General features: G+C 64.8%; 15 protein-coding genes. 11 read left to right on the top strand and 4 right to left on the bottom strand.

Annotated features, from left to right (window positions below; translation table 11 throughout):
* Positions 1-24: 24 nt before the first annotated feature.
* Both cyoE and FS845_RS00280 read left to right on the top strand, forming a co-directional pair.
* Positions 25-921 (top strand): heme o synthase, encoded by an 897-nt coding sequence (gene cyoE, locus FS845_RS00275; RefSeq protein WP_144629768.1) that lies wholly within the window; start codon positions 25-27, stop codon positions 919-921.
* 37 nt (positions 922-958) lie between these two features.
* Positions 959-1,555: an SCO family protein gene (locus tag FS845_RS00280; protein WP_144629770.1), complete on the top strand. Its 597-nt coding sequence runs from the start codon at positions 959-961 to the stop codon at positions 1,553-1,555.
* Between the two features lie 90 nt (positions 1,556-1,645).
* On the opposite strand, the gene FS845_RS00285 is transcribed toward FS845_RS00280, so the two are convergent.
* Positions 1,646-1,870 carry a DUF3717 domain-containing protein gene (locus FS845_RS00285; RefSeq protein WP_144629772.1) on the bottom strand — a complete coding sequence of 75 codons (225 nt, stop codon included), beginning with the start codon at positions 1,868-1,870 and terminating at the stop codon, positions 1,646-1,648.
* Between the two features lie 122 nt (positions 1,871-1,992).
* Here FS845_RS00285 and FS845_RS00290 point away from each other — a divergent pair, with 122 nt between their 5' ends.
* The 7 genes from FS845_RS00290 (at position 1,993) to FS845_RS00320 (ending at position 9,793) form a co-directional block, all read left to right on the top strand.
* Positions 1,993-2,652: a glycine zipper 2TM domain-containing protein gene (locus FS845_RS00290; RefSeq protein WP_144629774.1), complete on the top strand. Its 660-nt coding sequence runs from the start codon at positions 1,993-1,995 to the stop codon at positions 2,650-2,652.
* 22 nt (positions 2,653-2,674) lie between these two features.
* Positions 2,675-3,628 carry a PhaM family polyhydroxyalkanoate granule multifunctional regulatory protein gene (locus tag FS845_RS00295; RefSeq protein WP_144629776.1) on the top strand — a complete coding sequence of 318 codons (954 nt, stop codon included), beginning with the start codon at positions 2,675-2,677 and terminating at the stop codon, positions 3,626-3,628.
* A gap of 69 nt (positions 3,629-3,697) precedes the next feature.
* Complete coding sequence (gene glmU, locus FS845_RS00300) at positions 3,698-5,074, top strand: bifunctional UDP-N-acetylglucosamine diphosphorylase/glucosamine-1-phosphate N-acetyltransferase GlmU (RefSeq protein WP_144629777.1); 1,377 nt, start codon at positions 3,698-3,700, stop codon at positions 5,072-5,074.
* A gap of 100 nt (positions 5,075-5,174) precedes the next feature.
* Positions 5,175-6,548: an MFS transporter gene (locus tag FS845_RS00305; protein ID WP_186332111.1), complete on the top strand. Its 1,374-nt coding sequence runs from the start codon at positions 5,175-5,177 to the stop codon at positions 6,546-6,548.
* Positions 6,549-6,631: 83 nt separating this feature from the next.
* Positions 6,632-7,954 (top strand): UDP-glucose dehydrogenase family protein, encoded by a 1,323-nt coding sequence (locus FS845_RS00310; protein WP_144629781.1) that lies wholly within the window; start codon positions 6,632-6,634, stop codon positions 7,952-7,954.
* Positions 7,951-9,024: a glycosyltransferase family 4 protein gene (locus FS845_RS00315; protein WP_144629783.1), complete on the top strand. Its 1,074-nt coding sequence runs from the start codon at positions 7,951-7,953 to the stop codon at positions 9,022-9,024. The genes FS845_RS00310 and FS845_RS00315 overlap by 4 nt, the downstream gene beginning before the upstream one ends.
* Positions 9,011-9,793 (top strand): glycosyltransferase family 2 protein, encoded by a 783-nt coding sequence (locus FS845_RS00320; RefSeq protein WP_144629785.1) that lies wholly within the window; start codon positions 9,011-9,013, stop codon positions 9,791-9,793. The genes FS845_RS00315 and FS845_RS00320 overlap by 14 nt, the downstream gene beginning before the upstream one ends.
* Before the next feature lie 6 nt (positions 9,794-9,799).
* Here the strand turns inward: FS845_RS00320 and FS845_RS00325 are convergent, their stop codons facing one another.
* A complete protein-coding gene (locus FS845_RS00325) occupies positions 9,800-10,282 on the bottom strand; it encodes an Lrp/AsnC family transcriptional regulator (protein WP_144629787.1) in 483 nt (160 codons plus the stop codon).
* Positions 10,283-10,428: 146 nt separating this feature from the next.
* Between FS845_RS00325 and glmS the strand changes: the two genes are divergently transcribed.
* Entirely contained in the window at positions 10,429-12,261 is a 1,833-nt protein-coding gene (gene glmS / locus FS845_RS00330; protein ID WP_144629789.1) for a glutamine--fructose-6-phosphate transaminase (isomerizing), read from the top strand.
* A 343-nt stretch (positions 12,262-12,604) separates the two neighbouring features.
* Here glmS and FS845_RS00335 read toward each other — a convergent pair whose 3' ends face one another.
* Together FS845_RS00335 and FS845_RS00340 are read right to left on the bottom strand one after the other, a co-directional pair.
* Complete coding sequence (locus tag FS845_RS00335) at positions 12,605-14,971, bottom strand: S8 family peptidase (protein WP_260986091.1); 2,367 nt, start codon at positions 14,969-14,971, stop codon at positions 12,605-12,607.
* Positions 14,972-15,173: 202 nt separating this feature from the next.
* Positions 15,174-16,154 carry an AAA family ATPase gene (locus FS845_RS00340; RefSeq protein ID WP_049070659.1) on the bottom strand — a complete coding sequence of 327 codons (981 nt, stop codon included), beginning with the start codon at positions 16,152-16,154 and terminating at the stop codon, positions 15,174-15,176.
* A gap of 108 nt (positions 16,155-16,262) precedes the next feature.
* Here FS845_RS00340 and FS845_RS00345 point away from each other — a divergent pair, with 108 nt between their 5' ends.
* On the top strand, positions 16,263-16,526 hold the full coding sequence (locus FS845_RS00345) for a helix-turn-helix domain-containing protein (RefSeq protein ID WP_144629793.1): 264 nt from the start codon (positions 16,263-16,265) through the stop codon (positions 16,524-16,526).
* The last annotated feature ends 509 nt before the right edge of the window (positions 16,527-17,035 follow it).

Genomic DNA, 17,035 nt, shown 5'->3' on the forward strand with positions numbered 1-17,035 from the left:
ATCGGCGGGTAAAATAGTCAGGCTATGAGTACTGCCGTCGCCTCTTCTTCCGGACTGCTGCGCCAATACCTCGTGCTGACCAAGCCGAGGGTCACGCAGCTGGCCGTCTTCTGTGCGGTCATCGGCATGTTCCTGGCCACGCCAGGCGTGCCGCCGATGGACCGCGTGGTGTTCGCCACGCTGGGCATCTGGCTGCTGGCCGCCGCCGCCTTCGCCATCAACTGTCTCATCGAGCAGGAGGTCGATGCGCGCATGACGCGCACGGCGCGCCGCGCCACCGCGCAGGGCACCATCTCGTCCACGCAGGTGCTGGGCCTGTCGGGCCTGCTGGGCGGCGCCGGCATGCTGGTGCTCTATCACCTGGTCAATCCCCTGACGATGTGGCTGACCTTCGCCACCTTCGTCGGCTACGCCATCATCTACACCGTCATTCTCAAGCCGCGCACCCCGCAGAACATCGTCATCGGCGGCCTGTCGGGCGCCATGCCGCCGGCGCTGGGCTGGGCGGCGGTCGCCAATGCCGTGCCGGCAGAGGCCTGGGCGCTGGTCCTGATCATCTTCATCTGGACGCCGCCGCATTTCTGGGCGCTGGCGCTGTACCGCAGCAACGACTACGCCAAGTCCGGCCTGCCCATGCTGCCCGTCACCCATGGCCGCGCCTTCACGCAGCTGCAGATCCTGCTGTACAGCGTGGCGCTGGTGGCCTGCACCATCATCCCCTACGCCATCCGCATGAGCGGCCTGATGTACCTGGCCAGCGCGCTGGTGCTTGGCGGCATGTTCGTGTCCTATGCGTGGCGCCTGTATCGCGACTACAGCGACGAGCTGGCGCGCAGCATGTTCCGCTTTTCCATCCTGTACCTGTCGCTGCTGTTCGCGGCGCTGCTGCTGGACCACTGGATCGGCCTGCTGGCCTGGTAAGCCACAGGCCTCCCAATCTTCCGGAGATTCCCGTCCCATGTTCGCGTCCGTCGCCCGTCGTCGCCTGTTGCAAGTTTGCGCCGCCGGCGCGATGGCCCTGGTCCTGGCGGCCTGCGGCGAGAGCACGCCGACGTTCAAGGGCAGCGACATCACGGGCACGCACCTGGGCAAGGACCTGGCGCTGACCGACCACAACGGCAAGCCGCGCACGCTGAAGGACTTCGCGGGCAAGGTGCAGGTGGTGTTCTTCGGCTTCACGCAGTGTCCCGACGTGTGCCCGACCTCGTTGGTCGAGCTGTCCGAGGTCATGAAGAAGCTGGGCGCCGACGCCGATCGCGTGCAGGTGCTGCTGGTCACCGTCGACCCCGAGCGCGACACGCCCGACGTGCTGAAGCAGTACGTCACCTCGTTCGATCCGCGTTTCCTGTCGCTGACGGGCGACGCCGAGCAGATCCGCAAGGCGGCCGCTTCGTTCAAGGCCTATTACGCCAAGGTGCCGCGCAAGGATGGCGACTACACCATGGACCACACCGCGGCCTTCTACTTGATGGATGGCAAGGGCGAGGCGCGCGTGCTGGCCAACAACAACGTGGGCGCCGACGCGCTGGTGCACGACATCAAGGCGCTGCTGTAGGTTCGCCCAGGGCGGCCCGCGCCTTTGGCGCGACACCGCCTGTTCCCGTCCGCGCCGCAAGGCATTGCGGCGTACCCCCGTTCTAGATCTTCAGCCGGCTCTGGCGGATCGCCATTGCCGGTAGGCCTCGCGCGCCTCGGGGCTCAGGTCGTCCGCGGCGATGTCGCGGCGGTGCGAGATGATCATCAGCGCATAGGGCTTGGCCAGCGCCGCGGCTTCGGGGCACAGGCGCGCTTCTTCGCCCTGCGAGGGCGAGTGCGTGCGCCAGTAGTTGATGGCGTCTTCCAGATCCGGCAGGGCGATGGGTTGATCCATGCGGACCATTGTCCCAGAAGAGGCCGGCGGCGGGCCAGTCTTGCAAAGGGTCACTATCGCAACACGCCGAAATGGCGCCCGGGTGCTATACCGTTTCCCCGTGTGTATTTGGGAGACCCGTCATGAACGTCTCGCCTTCGAGCCCCCGTCAATCCGAGCCGCGCCGCGGCCTGCATCCCCTGATCGCCACCGCGGCGGTGTCGGTCATCGTGCTGTGCGCCGTGGCCGTCGCCGCCCTTGCCGGCTGGCTGCCCGGCTCATCGGCCGACCGCGCGCCCGCCCAGCAGGCCGCCGCGCAGGAACCCGGCCAGCCGCCCCAGCCCGGCGCGGCGCAAGGCCCGCAGCAGGCCGCGCAGGGCCAGCCGCAGTCCGCCCAGCACCCGGCGCAGGGCAAGCAGCCGGCTGCCGCGCCCGCGCAGCAGGCCGCCGCCTGCGCGACCTGCGGCACCGTCGAGGCCGTGCGCACCGTGCAGGTGCCCGTGCGCAACAACAGCAACAACATCGTCGGGACGGTGGCTGGCGGCGTGGTGGGCGGCGTGGTCGGAAACCAGATCGGCGGCGGTCGCGGGCGCGATGCCGCGACGGTAATCGGGGCCGTGGGGGGCGCTTTGGCAGGCCATGAAATCGAGCGTAATATCAGGTCGCAACAGACGGTGACACACTACGAGCTTACCGTTCGCATGAACGACGGCAGCGCGCGCTCGTTCCGCAGCGCCCAACCCTTCCCGTATGCGTCTGGCGCCCCTGTGCGCGTCGAGAACAACCAAGTGTTGCCGCTTTGACGCCGCGCCTCCAGGAGACCGAATGACCGATTCGAACAGCAATCCGTTCATCCTGCCCGGCATGGGGCAGAGTTCCAACCTGTCGGGCAATCCGCTGCTGGCCAGCATGGAGATGATGAAGCAGGCCTGGGCAGGCCTGACGGGCCCGGGCGGCCTGGCGCAGTCGCTGCCCATGACGCCTCCGATGAATGTCGAAGAGCTCGAGCGGCGCATCGCTGACCTGCGCGCCGTCGAAGGCTGGCTGCGCATGAACCTGTCGATGCTGAACAGTACCATCCAGGGCATGGAGGTACAGCGTGCCACCATCGCCACGCTGAGGTCCTTCATCGACAGCGCCGCGTCCATGGACACCGGCGCCGCGCCAGCGCCGGGCCAGCCCTCGCCGCTCGAGATCGTGCTGGGCCTGAAGCCCGCGCCCAAGGACGAAAAGGTGGGCGGGGCCGGCACGGCGCCGTTCGGCGCCGGTTCGCCGGGCGCGGCTGTGCCTGGCGGATCTTCGTCGGGCTCGTCCGGTCCGGCGTCGTCTGGTGCGACATCGGCGGGCGCGGCATCGGCCGGCGCGGCGTCGGCCGCAGGGGCTTCGTCCGGCACCGCGTCGGCCGGGGCTCCCAGCCCCGAAGCGCTGGACAATGCGGCACGCTCGGCCTCGCAGGCGTGGTGGAGCCTGCTGCAGCAGCAGTTCAACAACATCGCCCAGGCCACCGCCGCCAGCATGTCCGGCATGGCGCCCAACGAGGACGCCGCGCCGGCGAAGGGCGCGGCATCGCGTCCGCAAGCGGGATCCTCCACCGCGCCGGCGGGCGCGCCTCGCGCCGCCGAGCCGTTCGCGGCCCGACCGTCCGCGGCCCAGGCGACCAAATCCGCCAATCCCGCCAAGTCCGCGGCCGCCGCCAAGAAGCCGGCGGCACGCAAGACGCCGGCCAGCAAGGCCGCTGCGCGCAAGACCGCCGCCAAGCCCGCGGCCGACAAGACCTGATCCTGTATCCTCCCGCGCGGCCGCTCACAAGGCGGCCGTGCGCTTTCTTTTTTTAGCGAATTCCATCCCATGCTCAACGTAGTCATCCTCGCCGCCGGACTCGGCAAACGCATGCAGTCCGACCTGCCCAAGGTCCTGCACACGCTGGCCGGCAAGCCCATGCTGGCCCACGTGCTGGACAGCGCGCGCCAGCTCGATCCCGCGCGCATCATCGTCGTCGTCGGTCATGGCGCCGACCGCGTGCGCGGCGCCTTCGAAGGCCAGGACGGCCTGGCTTTCGCGCTGCAGCAGCCGCAGCACGGCACCGGCCACGCGGTGCAGCAGGCCGTGCCGCAACTGCTGGAAGGCGACGGCGCCGACGACGTCACGCTGGTGCTGTACGGCGACGTGCCGCTGGTGCAGCCCGATACGCTCAAGCGCCTGCTGCAGGCGCGTGGCCAGGGCGCGGCGGTGCTGACCGAAGTGCTGGAAGACGCCACCGGCTATGGCCGCATCGTGCGCGATGCCCAGGGCAACGTCGCCAGCATCGTCGAACACAAGGACGCCAACGAGACCCAGCGCGCCATCCGCGAGGTCAACACCGGCATCCTGGTCGCGCCTACCGCGCGCCTGAAAGACTGGCTCGCCCGCATCGACAACAAGAACGCGCAGGGCGAGTACTACCTGACCGACGTGGTCGGCCTGGCCGTGGCCGATGGCGTGGCCGTCGGCGCGGCGCAGCCCGACGCGTCCTGGGAAACGCTGGGCGTGAACAGCCGCGTGCAGCAGGCCGCGCTGGAGCGCAGCTGGCAGCGCGAGCAGGCCCGCCGCCACCTGGAAGCCGGCGTCACGCTGGCCGATCCCGAGCGCTTCGACGTGCGCGGTACGCTGCGCTGCGGCCGCGACGTTTTCATCGACGTGGGCTGCGTGTTCGAGGGCCGTGTCGAACTGGCCGACGGCGTGCGCGTCGGCCCCTACTGCGTGCTGCGCGACGTCACGGTGCAGGCCGGCACCCAGATCGAGGCCTACAGCCACCTGGTCGAGGCCACCGTGGGCGCGGATGCGCGCATCGGTCCCTATGCGCGCCTGCGCCCCGGCGCCAGGCTGGCCGACCGCGTGCACGTGGGCAACTTCGTCGAAGTGAAGAACAGCGTGCTGGCCGCCGACAGCAAGGCCAATCACCTGGCCTATGTGGGCGATGCCGACGTGGGCGAACGCGTCAACATTGGCGCCGGCACCATCACCTGCAACTACGACGGCGCCAACAAGTTCCGCACCGTCATCGAGGACGACGCCTTCATCGGTTCCGACACCCAGCTGGTGGCGCCCGTGCGCGTGGGCAAGGGTGCCACGCTGGGCGCGGGCACCACGTTGACCAAGGACGCGCCGGCCGGCCAGCTGACCATCTCGCGCGCGCGCCAGACCACCATCGAGAACTGGCAGCGCCCGGTCAAGCAGAAGAAGTGATGGTTCCGATGTACCCAGCGACGGACGCGCAAGCGGGTGGTGCGAAGGCTAGTCGGCGGACGCGCCCGATCTGCCTGGCGAGCACCGCGAAGGCATGCCCATGAGCGCCGAAGACGCCGCGCCGCCGCGCCCGCAGGCGCCCGATGGCCTGCCCACCCCGCAGCGCCACTGGGCGGCGGCCACCGTCCTGTTCAGCATCAGCCTGGCGGTGCTGGACGCCACCATCGTCAACGTGGCGCTGCCCACCATCGCCACCGACCTGAACGCGCCGGCCTCGCGCGCGGTCTGGGTCAGCAATGCCTACAGCGTGGCCGTCGTGGTGATGCTGCTGCCCGTCTCGGCCCTGGCCGAACGGGTAGGCATCCGCCGCATGTTCACCCTGGGCCTGACGCTGTTCACGCTGGCTTCAGTGGCCTGCGCGCTGTCGGGATCGCTGTGGCAGCTGAGCCTCGCCCGTGTCGCGCAGGGCATGGGCGCGGCCGCGCTGATGTCCCTGGTCGGCGGCATGATGCGCAACATCTATCCCCTGCGGCTATTGGGGCGCGGCATCAGCGTCAATGCCACCACCGTGGCCATCATGTCGGTGCTGGGGCCCACCATCGGATCGCTGATCCTGTCGGTGGCCGACTGGCGCTGGATCTTCGCCGTCAACCTGCCCATCGGCATCGCCATCATGTTCGGGCTGCGCTACCTGCCCGAGATCCCGCGCACGCGCGCGCCCATGGACTGGCTCAGCGCGGTGCTGGTCATGATTGTGCTGGGCGTCTTCATCACCGGCATCGACTACCTCGGGCACGACGTCCTGGGCGGCATCGGGCTGGTGGCCATTTCCGCGGTGGCGGGTCTCCTGTTGCTGCGCCGTGCACGCGGCCAGGAAGCCCCGCTGGTGCCGGTCGACCTGCTGCGGGTGCGCGCCATCGCCTTCGCCGTGGCGGCGTCGGCCGCCACCTTCGCCGCGCAGATGGCGTCATACGTCACGCTGCCCTTCTATTTCCAGCAGGTGCTGGGCCGGCCGCACCTGCAGGTCGGCCTGCTGATGGCGGCGTGGCCCATCGGCACCGCGCTGATCGCGCCGGTGGCCGGCCGGATATCCGACCGCTATTCGGCGGCCGTGCTCAGCGGCGTCGGCGCCAGCGGTATGGTGCTCGGCCTGGCATGGCTGTCGGCGTTGCCGCTCAATGCGCCGAATTCCTGGATCATGGCCGGCATGTTCACGGCGGGCTTGGGCTTCGGCCTGTTCCAGACGCCCAACAACCGCGCCATGCTGGGCGCCGCGCCCCGCCAGCGCAGCGGCGCGGCGGGCGGGCTGCAGGCCACCACGCGGGTCTTCGGCCAGAGCTTCGGCACCGCGCTGGTAGCGGTCGCGTTCGGCGCCATCCCCAGCCACGGGCCCACGGTCGCCCTGGCGCTGGCGGCGGCCTGCGCGGCGGGGGCGGTGGCCGTCAACACCCTCAGATCCGCCCGTTCGGCCTGACACGGAGCCGTATGAACAGGCTTCTATAATCGCCCCACGACGGCGGGGCATGTGGCTCCGCCGAAATCTGGGGCGTTCGTCGCATGAAAATCACCGTGATCGGTACCGGCTACGTAGGCCTGGTTACCGGAGCCTGCCTGGCGGAAATGGGCAACCAGGTGCTGTGCCTGGATACCGATTCGGCCAAGGTCGCCATGCTGCGCCAAGGTTCCATTCCCATCTACGAGCCCGGGCTGGACGAACTGGTCTCGCGCAACGCGGCGGGCAACCGCCTGCGCTTCACGGACGACGTGGAAGAAAGCGTGGCCTTCGGCGACCTGCAGTTCATCGCCGTGGGCACTCCGCCGGGCGAGGACGGTTCCGCCGATCTCACCTACGTGCTGGCCGCCGCGCGCAACATCGCGCGCCACATGGACAGCCGCAAGGTCGTCATCGACAAGTCCACCGTGCCGGTGGGCACCGGCGACAAGGTCCGCGAGACCATCGCCAGCGTGCTGGCCGAGCGCGGCGTCGACATTCCCTTCAGCGTGGCCTCCAATCCCGAGTTCCTGAAGGAAGGCGCCGCCATCAAGGACTTCATGGGTCCCGACCGCATCGTCGTGGGCGCCGACGACGAATACACCGTCGGCATCATGCGCCGCCTGTACGCGCCCTTCCAGCGCACCCACGAACGCCTGATGGTGATGGACGTGCGGTCCGCCGAACTGACCAAGTACGCGGCCAACGCCATGCTGGCCACGCGCATCTCCTTCATGAACGAGATGGCCAACCTGGCCGAATCGCTGGGCGCCGACATCGAGCACGTGCGCCGCGGCATCGGCGCCGATCCGCGCATCGGCTACCAGTTCCTGTATCCCGGCGTAGGCTATGGCGGCTCGTGCTTTCCCAAGGACGTGCAGGCGCTCGAGCGCATGGCTGCCGACCACGGCATGCCCATGCGCGTGATCCGTGCCGTGGAAGAGGCCAACGACGTGCAGAAGCTGCGCCTGTCCGAAAAGGTCGTGGCGCGCTTCGGCGAAAACCTCGCCGGCCGCACTTTCGCGCTGTGGGGCCTGGCCTTCAAGCCCAACACCGACGACATGCGCGAGGCGCCCAGCCTGACCGCCATCGCCGACCTGACCTCGCGCGGCGCGCGCGTGCTGGCCTACGATCCGGTGGCTATGCACCAGGCCGCGCGCGCCATCGCCGGCAATCCGTCCGTCAAGCTGGTGGAAGACATGTACCAGGCGCTGGACGGCGCCGACGCCCTGCTCATCGTGACCGAATGGAAGGTCTTCCGCGCGCCCGACCTCGAGCGCGTCAAGAGCCTGCTGAAGGCGCCGGTGATCTTCGACGGCCGCAACCTGTACGAACCGCTGGACATGGCGGAGCAAGGCTTCGAGTACCAGGGCATCGGCCGCGCATGAAGCTGCTGCAGCTGAACTTCGAACGCGACTGGCGCGGCGGAGAACGCCAGACCATGTTCTGCATGCGCGTCTTCCGCGAGGAAGGCCATCAGGTCGAGCTGCTGGCGCGCGAAGGCTTTCCGCTGGCCCAGCGAGCCGCGGCGGAAGGCTTCACGGTGCATACCCGGCGCAAGCCCGCGGCCATGGGCGCCTTCCTGGCGCTGCACGGCAAGCAATACGACATCCTGCATTGCCAGACGGCCAACACGCTGACCTGGGCGGTCGCCGCCAAGTGGCTGTATCGCCGCCCGCTGGTGGTCACGCGCCGCACGGCCATGCCGGTCACGCGGCGCGAGGGCGCCACCGCGTTCAAGTGGCGCCAGGCCGACCTGCTTTGCGCCGTCAGCGAAAGCGCCGCCGACGAGCCGCGCCGGCTGGGCGCGCAGCCCATCGTCGTGCACAGCGCCGTGCCCGATCCGCAGCCGGTCGATCCGGCGCGCCTGGCCGCCTTCGCCGCCGAGCACGGCTTGCAAGGGCGCCGTGTCATCATGACGGCCGCGTCGATGACGCGCGAGAAGGATCCCGAGACGCTGCTGCGCGCCGTGGCCGCGCTGGCGCAGCGCCGGCAGGATTTCACGCTGGTCCACATGGGCGCCGACGGCCCGTCGCGGCCCGCCGTGGAAAGCCTGGTCCAGGCCCATGGCCTGCAGCCGTACTACCGCTACGTGGGCTTCCAGGATCATCCCGAAGGCCTGTATCCGCTGGCGGACGTGTTCGTGCTCACCTCTAGCCTGGAAGGCCTGAGCACCAGTGTGCTGGATGCCTTCCTGCGCGAAGTGCCGGTGGTGTCCACCGACGCCGGCGGCCAGAAGGAAAGCCTGGCGGACGGCCGCGGCATCCTGTGCCCCATCGGCGACCACGAGGCCGTGGCGGCCGGGCTGGACCGCATGCTGAGCGACGAGACCCTGCGCCGCGAGACCGCGCGCCGCGGACGCGACTACGCGCAGCGCGAACACAGTATCCGCGAGATGGGCCTGCGTTATCTGTCGCTGTACCGCGACGTGCTGGAGCGTGGCGATGGCAAGCGTTGAACCGAACCGGCCGAAGCTCTCGGTCATCATCATCACCATGAACGAGTCGCGCCACATCGGCGCGTGCCTCGATTCCGTGGCCTTCGCCGACGAGATCATCATCGTCGACTCGGGCAGCACCGACGACACCTGCGACATCGCCCGCGCGCGCGGTGCGCAGGTGCACGTCACGGCCGACTGGCCCGGCTTCGGCCCGCAGAAGAACCGCGCGCTGGACCACGCCACCGGCGACTGGGTGCTGTCGGTGGATGCCGACGAACGCGTCACGCCCGAGCTGGCCGCCGAGATCCAGGCCACGCTGGCCGCGCCCGCGCACAAGGCCTATCGCGTGGCGCGCCTGTCCGAATTCGAGGGCCGGCAGATGCGGCACACGGGCTGGTGGCCCGACCACGTGCTGCGCCTGTTCCAGCGCGGCAGCGCCCGCTTCACCGACGCCGCCGTGCACGAGAAGGTGCAGATCGACGGCGAGAGCGGCGTGCTGCGCGGCCACCTGCTGCATTTTCCGTACGCCAACATCGAGGCCCTGCTGGCCAAGGTGAACCGTTATTCGTCCGATGCCGCGCTGATGATGTATCGGCGCGGCAAGCGCACCACCGCGTTGGGCGCGCTGGGGCACGGCTTCTGGACCTTCGTGCGCATCTACATCATGCGGCGCGGATTTCTCGATGGCAGCGCGGGCCTGATCGTGGCCTGCGCGGGCGCGTCCGGCAGCTTCTTCCGCTACGTGAAGCTGCTGTCGCTGCAACGGCGCGGCGGGCCTGGGCAGTAAGCCGGTTCAGGCTATCGGGACGCGCGTCTCGAACTTGGCGCGATGCACCGAGAAGAACGTGCGCACGTTGCGCACGTTGGCGTGCCCGGTGAACACCCGGTGCGCGAACGCATGGTAGGCGGGCATGTCCGCCACCTGCACCACCAACACGAAATCCGGCCCCGGCGAGACGCGGTAGCACTGCATCACCGCGGCCTCGGCCTGCGCCAACTGCTCGAAGGCATCCACGGCCTCGGCCGCCTGCACGTCCAGCGTAATCTCGACGATGGCCGTCAGCGTGCTGCCCAGCCGGCCGGGATCGACGATGGCCACTTGCCGCGTGATCACGCCCGATTCCACCAGGCGCCGCACCCGGCGCAGGCAGGTGGGGGGCGAGGCGTGCACGCGGGCGGCCAGTTCCTGGTTCGTCAGCGAACTGTCCTGCTGCATCAGTTCGAGGATGCGCAGGTCCAGGTCATCCAACGCGATGGGAACAGACGGTTCTTGCACGATTCATCCATTTATATGGCTGTAATGGAAGAATATTTAATCACGTTTCTGTAAGAAAATTAAATTACATAATAGAGTGGATAAAGAAATCCGATTTCTTTGCGTGGCAGGCACAATGCGGGCAAGTCCTTTCAGGAGAACACCCCATGTGCGGCATCGTCGGCGCCGTCGCTCAACGCGACATCACCCCCATCCTTATTGAAGGCCTGAAGCGCCTGGAGTACCGCGGCTACGATTCCTGCGGCGTGGCGCTCTACATGGACGGCCATCTGCGCCGCACGCGCAGCACGCAGCGCGTGGCCGAACTGGCCGACCAGGCCGCCCAGGACAAGCTGTCCGGCTTCACCGGCATCGCCCACACCCGCTGGGCCACCCACGGCGCCCCGGCCACGCACAACGCGCACCCGCACTTCTCCGCCGTCGGCAAGGACGAGCCGCGCATCGCGCTGGTGCACAACGGCATCATCGAGAACCATGACGAACTGCGCCACGAACTGCAGGGCGCCGGCTTCGTCTTCGAAAGCCAGACCGACACCGAGGTCATCGCCCACCTGGTCAACCACCTGTACCAGGGCGACCTGCTGGAGGCCGTGCAGCAGGCCGTGCGCCGCCTGCAGGGCGCCTATGCCATCGCCGTGTTCTGCCGCGACGAACCGCACCGCGTGATCGGCGCGCGCCACGGCTCGCCGCTGGTGGTGGGCGTCGGCCAGAACGAGAACTTCCTGGCGTCGGACGCGCTGGCCCTGGCCGGCACCACCGACCAGATCCTGTACCTGGAGGACGGCGACGTCGTCGACCTGCAGCTGGCGCGCGTCTGGGTGCTGGACGCCGAAGGCAAGCGCGTCGAGCGCAAGGTGCATTCGGTGCAGGTGCACACGGGCGAGGCCGAGCTGGGCCCGTACCGCCACTTCATGCAGAAAGAGATCTTCGAGCAGCCGCGCGCCGTGGGCGACACGCTGCAGGACATCGAGGCCATCTCGCCCGAACTGTTCGGCGACAAGGCCCACAAGATCTTCAAGGACATCGATTCGCTGCTGATCCTGGCCTGCGGCACCAGCTACTACGCCGGCCTGACCGCCAAGTACTGGATCGAATCCGTGGCCAAGATCCCGGTGTCCGTGGAAATCGCCAGCGAATACCGCTATCGCGACAGCGTGCCGAATCCCAAGGCGCTGGTGGTGACCATCTCGCAATCCGGCGAAACCGCCGACACCCTGGCCGCGCTGAAGCACGCGCGCGAACTGGGCATGAAGAACACGCTGACCGTGTGCAACGTGTCTACGAGCGCGATGGTGCGCGAGTGCGAGCTGTCGTACATCACGCGCGCCGGCGTCGAGATCGGCGTGGCCTCGACCAAGGCCTTCACCACCCAGCTGACCGCGCTGTTCCTGCTGACCCTGACGCTGGCGCAGACGCGCGGCCTGCTGTCCGCCGAGAAAGAAGCCGAAGGCCTGAAGGCCCTGCGCCACCTGCCCGCCGCCATCGGCTCGGTGCTGGCGCTGGAGCCGCAGATCATGGCGTGGGCCGACCGCTTCGCGTCCAAGGAAAACGCCCTGTTCCTGGGCCGCGGCATGCATTATCCGATCGCCCTGGAAGGCGCGCTGAAGCTGAAGGAAATCAGCTACATCCACGCCGAGGCGTATCCGGCGGGCGAGCTGAAGCATGGTCCGCTGGCGCTGGTGACGGAGCACATGCCCGTGGTGACCATTGCGCCGAACGATGCGCTGTTGGAGAAGCTGAAGTCCAACATGCAGGAAGTGCGCGCGCGGGGTGGGGAGCTGTATGTGTTCGCGGACGCGGACAGCAAGATCGCCAATGCCGAGGGCATGCATGTGATTCGGATGCCGGAGCATTACGGGCTGCTGTCGCCGATCCTGCATACGGTGCCGCTGCAGTTGTTGTCGTATCACACGGCTTGCGCGCGGGGGACGGATGTGGATAAGCCGCGGAATTTGGCGAAGAGTGTGACGGTGGAGTGAGGATCTTAGATCGACGGCTAGGCGTGAAAACGAGAAATAAAGTCGGTCGCGCGGAGTAAAGTCGGTCGCGACTCGAACGGACCATTTCGTCGCCGATTGTGAGGCTAAGTTGGGCTCATCGGTTGTTAGAGCGAGGGAGAGGGCCGCAGAGCGGCCCTCTTTTGGTGCATCCGATTAGCTCGGTGCGCGCCAAGCACTGTCCGGGTGGGGCTAGGAACTGCGCGTCTGAGTGAACGAGGGGCTGCACTCCGCTGGTCGTAGGGCCATCGCGAGGTGAGCGGTCCGCCTTTCTAGAGGATGGAGGAACCGGTATAGGTCATGTGACCCCCCCCCCGCGGCCCGTTTACCTGGGAATAGCGATCTCTTGGACGACCTCAATTTGATTTTTTATTGGCGTATAGAGGTCCACCCCTATATCCTCAGGAGCTTCTAGAGTCAGTACCAGTGAATACCGTACGCTGGTGTTCCATTGCCTCGCATCTTTCCAATCCTTCCACCAGCCTCCTACCGGGAACACTGCAATTGTTCCTTTAGCTGCCAACTCGGCTGCGGATCCAGTCCAAACGTCGGAGTGTAAAGACCCTTTTGTCCGAAGCTGATGGCCGTAAGACCACCCAGCGCGATCGGGGTCGCCGTGGCTTTCTTCATCATCCTCATCTCGCTCGAGCGCGTTTACACGTTCAGCGAATTCTTGGTCGGTTTCTGTCGCGCCCTTCAGGGCAAAGCGCAATCCATACGATTGATATCGAAACTTACTCTGCCAACCTCGTTTGCTTGGATTGGGCTCCACAAAGTAGGAAAGAGTGATTCGGAGCGAAATTTCGGACTCGGCTAGGGGTAGAAGCTCTTCCGCTGGCCACGGCAATTCATGGAACACCACCTGACCGAATTTGATATTTCCATCTTCTCGCTGGAGTGGTTGTATCTCCTGCTGAATGACCATCGTTGGTCTGTTGACGTCAGACGATAGCGACAGTTGTTCGTTGATCAGCCCATGCCCGAACGTTCTTAGAAAATTTCTTTTCGCGAGCTGACTCGGCTGGACGGGGAGCATGCTGCGCATTTGCGTAGTATGCCTTGCGCCCTGTACTGCAAGCGCGCGGATAGTCTCCGGCCAATAGTCTGGATACTGCCAAGCGAGGCGGGCACAAAGTCGTGCTACCTCAGCAGTGGCAGCGCTTGTGTCGCCTGTTTCACACAGGGGTCCGCGGCGCATGTCAGCAGCAGTGGTTAGCTGGCGTAGCGATTCAGGACCCACCGTCACGTTGTTACCCGCATCGACAGTACCATTCCCGCCCTCAGCTAGGACATCTGGCTTGAATGGCCACTTCGATTTCCAAAGAACAGAAGTGCGGGTGGCCGGTGCAAGACCGCCCAGAGGAGCAATGACCCTCAATCCTGGATGCTTCTGTGCATCCACATCAATCAGATTTGTGGTGGCTCCAACTGTCAGAGCATTCCAAGCTTGGCTGGGGTCCTCTGCGGTACGTACGTGGTTTACGTCGGGATACTGGTGCCACTCGGACCATTGGACGTTGCCTCCCGCGAGCACATAGAGTCTTTGCGTCCGCTTGTCTTCATCCTCATCGGCGCCGATTCCGACTTCGATAGCCGGTCGACCGAAAGCGAGCTGATCAATAGTGGCAGACCATTCTGACGGCTCCCCGCCGATATCGCCTATCGAGGTTGTCATCATGACAAATACGCGGCGCGCTGCTGGAGCGCTGACTTCGACGCGACTAGTAGCCTGCGAAATAATGTGTCCGTACAGATGAGGGGCGTTATCGCCATCGTCGGGGAGAATCTTGACCGATTCCAAGTGATGGGCGATATCTACGGGGTCGTCGTGCGCGAGGGTCGGTACGAGATTACCGTATAGGCAGAGGCCTGCCATCTCCGTCCCATGTCCGTCCCGATCATCAACAAGCCAAGCGGGATCGTAAGCGTGCATATTGGCTCTGGGAAGCCCAACCCTCAGTAGTGGATGGCCGGCATTCACGCCTGTATCCAACAGCGTCACCCGATTTTGCTCAATGCCTTCCAGCGGATTGCTGCGTTTGACCAGATCATGAATCCAAGCTTCTTGCTGGTGCGGAGCAAGCTCCGATAGGAAAAACTCCGCCGTAGGTGACACACCGCGAATTTCCGCGACCATGTCTAAGAGGACGGCGGCCTTTTGAATTGAGTCTCGAGTGGCCCGTACGGCTACGACGACCCTTCCAGGAAAGGAAACGTGTCCCGACTCGACTTCGATTTCCAACTTGGCGGCAGCTTCTCTAAATCGTTCGACCACATCCTTGGCATGCTCACGAGTGGCGCGAAGCCAAACTTGAAACCAAAGTGAGTCACCGCCTTCAGGCGGGGGAGCTAGATCTGTCCAAAGATCGTCGAAAACGGCATTTCGTATCTGCTCGATTGCATTGACTAGGGCCATGTGTTTTGGTTTCCCTCTGGACGTGTCCACATTCAGGTAGGCCTGAATGCGTTGCACGAGGGCTGTCAATTTTCCGTCGGGGATGTGCAGAATAACTGTTTCTGCCTCTGCCTCTTGCTGGACATTTAAGACTTCAATACCGTCTCTTTTCCACTCGACACTTTGAAAGTCGAGGGCTCCAATTGGCTGAATTTCGAGCGCGACTGTGATTCCGCTTTGCCCTTCGAGACCTGCGGCAACACGTTCGGCCTGAGTGTTTGGAATCGTGCGCTCCAAGTTTTGGAGTTGGCGTATTAGCTTTCGGCCGTGCGCAGCCCGATCTCTGGGTGCTGCGGGGCGGCGAGGGGCCGATGATGGCGATTTGAAATCGAAGGCCTCAGAAAAGCCATCTACGCGCAGATGAGGCAGGATTGGATCGGGCATTTGTCTTCTTTGTCATTTTTAGTAACCTGACTTTACCCGCCAATTTATCTTCGCGCTACCCTCGGTGGGCTACGGCCCGTTCCTCAAGATGCCGCATAACGTTTTCAGCGCTTACTTCGTCCGATCCATCCATTACGGCCTCTTTGATGGAATCAAGACATGCGCGAGAAATCTCTGCATGGGACTGACCCGATGCAGCGTCGACAACTGGCCCAAGGGCGAAGCCCTTGCTCACGAATCCACTTAACTTATTCTTCAGAAGAACTCTGATCTGGGCGACATCCGGCTGGTCATAGCGAATCACGTCGTCAAATCGACGGAACAACGCAACATCCAAATCCTTCGCGTGATTCGTCGCCGCAACGATCAAGCTATCTGAGTCGTCCTGTTCAAGTAGCTGAAGAAACATGTTCAGCGTTCGGCGCATCTCTGCGACGTCATGTTGACTGCCGCGTTGAAGGCCGAGAGAGTCAAACTCATCAAAAAAATAGACACCGCGAGTCGTATGCAGTGCTTCAAAAATCAATCTGAGCTTCGAGGCACTTTCACCCATAAATTTAGTGATCAGGCTATCGAAGCGAACGGTGAACAAGGGTAGCTTGAGTTCTCCCGCCAGCACGCTTGCCGTCATGGTTTTACCTGTGCCGGGTGGCCCAACGAGCAGAAGTTTGCGTCGCGGTACGAGACCATGAAGTCGGAGCTTTTCGGCGTGGCGTTGTTCACGGAGCACTCGCTGAAGCTTCAGCGCAACAGTCTCTGCGACAACCATTTCAGCCAAGTGTTGTTCCGGATATCGAGCAGTCAAGAGATCGCCCAATTCCCCCTTAGGTTGTGCCAACGCTATCGGACGAGCAGATCGAATCGGTTTGACCTTAACCTTCGCGGAATCGATCAAGTCGCGAAGTTCCGCCGCAAGTTTGACATGACCACGGCGCGCCTCGTCCGCAGCCATTTGCATGGCCACAGTGTAGAAGTGCTCGGGGTCCTGCCCCACATGCGCTCGTAGGAGCGCCTTAAGTTGATCAGCGCGTGCCATGTTTTCTCTCGTCCAGAAGCAATGCTACTTGGCGACGCATAACAACGCCACCATATGATGCTATTATAACATCTTGATGTAGTTATCGCATTGGCGTCCGTTCCTTTTATGATCTATCCCCGTTCACAAAACGAACTTTTGAAGATGGCACGAGGTTCGCGTTCGCAAAGAGAGTTCGCGGCCATACTCGGCGTTGATCAGAGTTGCCTTTCTCGCTATGAAAGTGGCAAGCTCGGCGCACCAGTTACGGTGATCAATTCATGTTTAGAAATGGTGGCCAATTTGCACGTCGGCCACGATGGTCAAACATCGCCTGATCTTTCTAAGGCGTTGCAGCACGCGAGACTGACCGTGATGCTTCTAGGTGGCTGACAATGCGAAGCAAAAAGCCCGGGGCGGATGGGGGCGGTCTTTGATGGGACGCGCAGTGCATTCGACTGTCTTGGGGTATTGCACAAAGCGAAAGCCCCGCACATGGCGGGGCTCCGTAGTCCGATAGCCTCTCTCCTCCACTTTTGGTGGAACCGACCTAGTCGGCGGGCAGCGCATCCGCTCATCTCTGAGCCTATCGGCTATCGCGCTGCTTTATCTTAGCACCACGCTCTTTAGTGCCCCTCGGACGGTTCGCTGCGTTGGGAGCGATCGCGCCAATCTATGTCGCTTTTCGTGCCCCACCGAATGGGCGGGATGGCTGATAAACTATGCCCACTCGAAGCGACCGACCGGATGAGATTGAGCGCTTCCCAGCAGCGATCTCCGTGTTCGCTGTACCCGCGCAAGGCGGGTTGTAAATGGTGTCCGGATCTGCGCTTGCCCGGCTCGATGCTACCCCCGCGTTCGTATCGCCAAGGCCGCGTCGCGCGCGACGGCACTCGCCGACG

It is taken from the genome of Bordetella genomosp. 13 (assembly GCF_007679965.1).
Taxonomy (GTDB): domain Bacteria; phylum Pseudomonadota; class Gammaproteobacteria; order Burkholderiales; family Burkholderiaceae_B; genus Bordetella.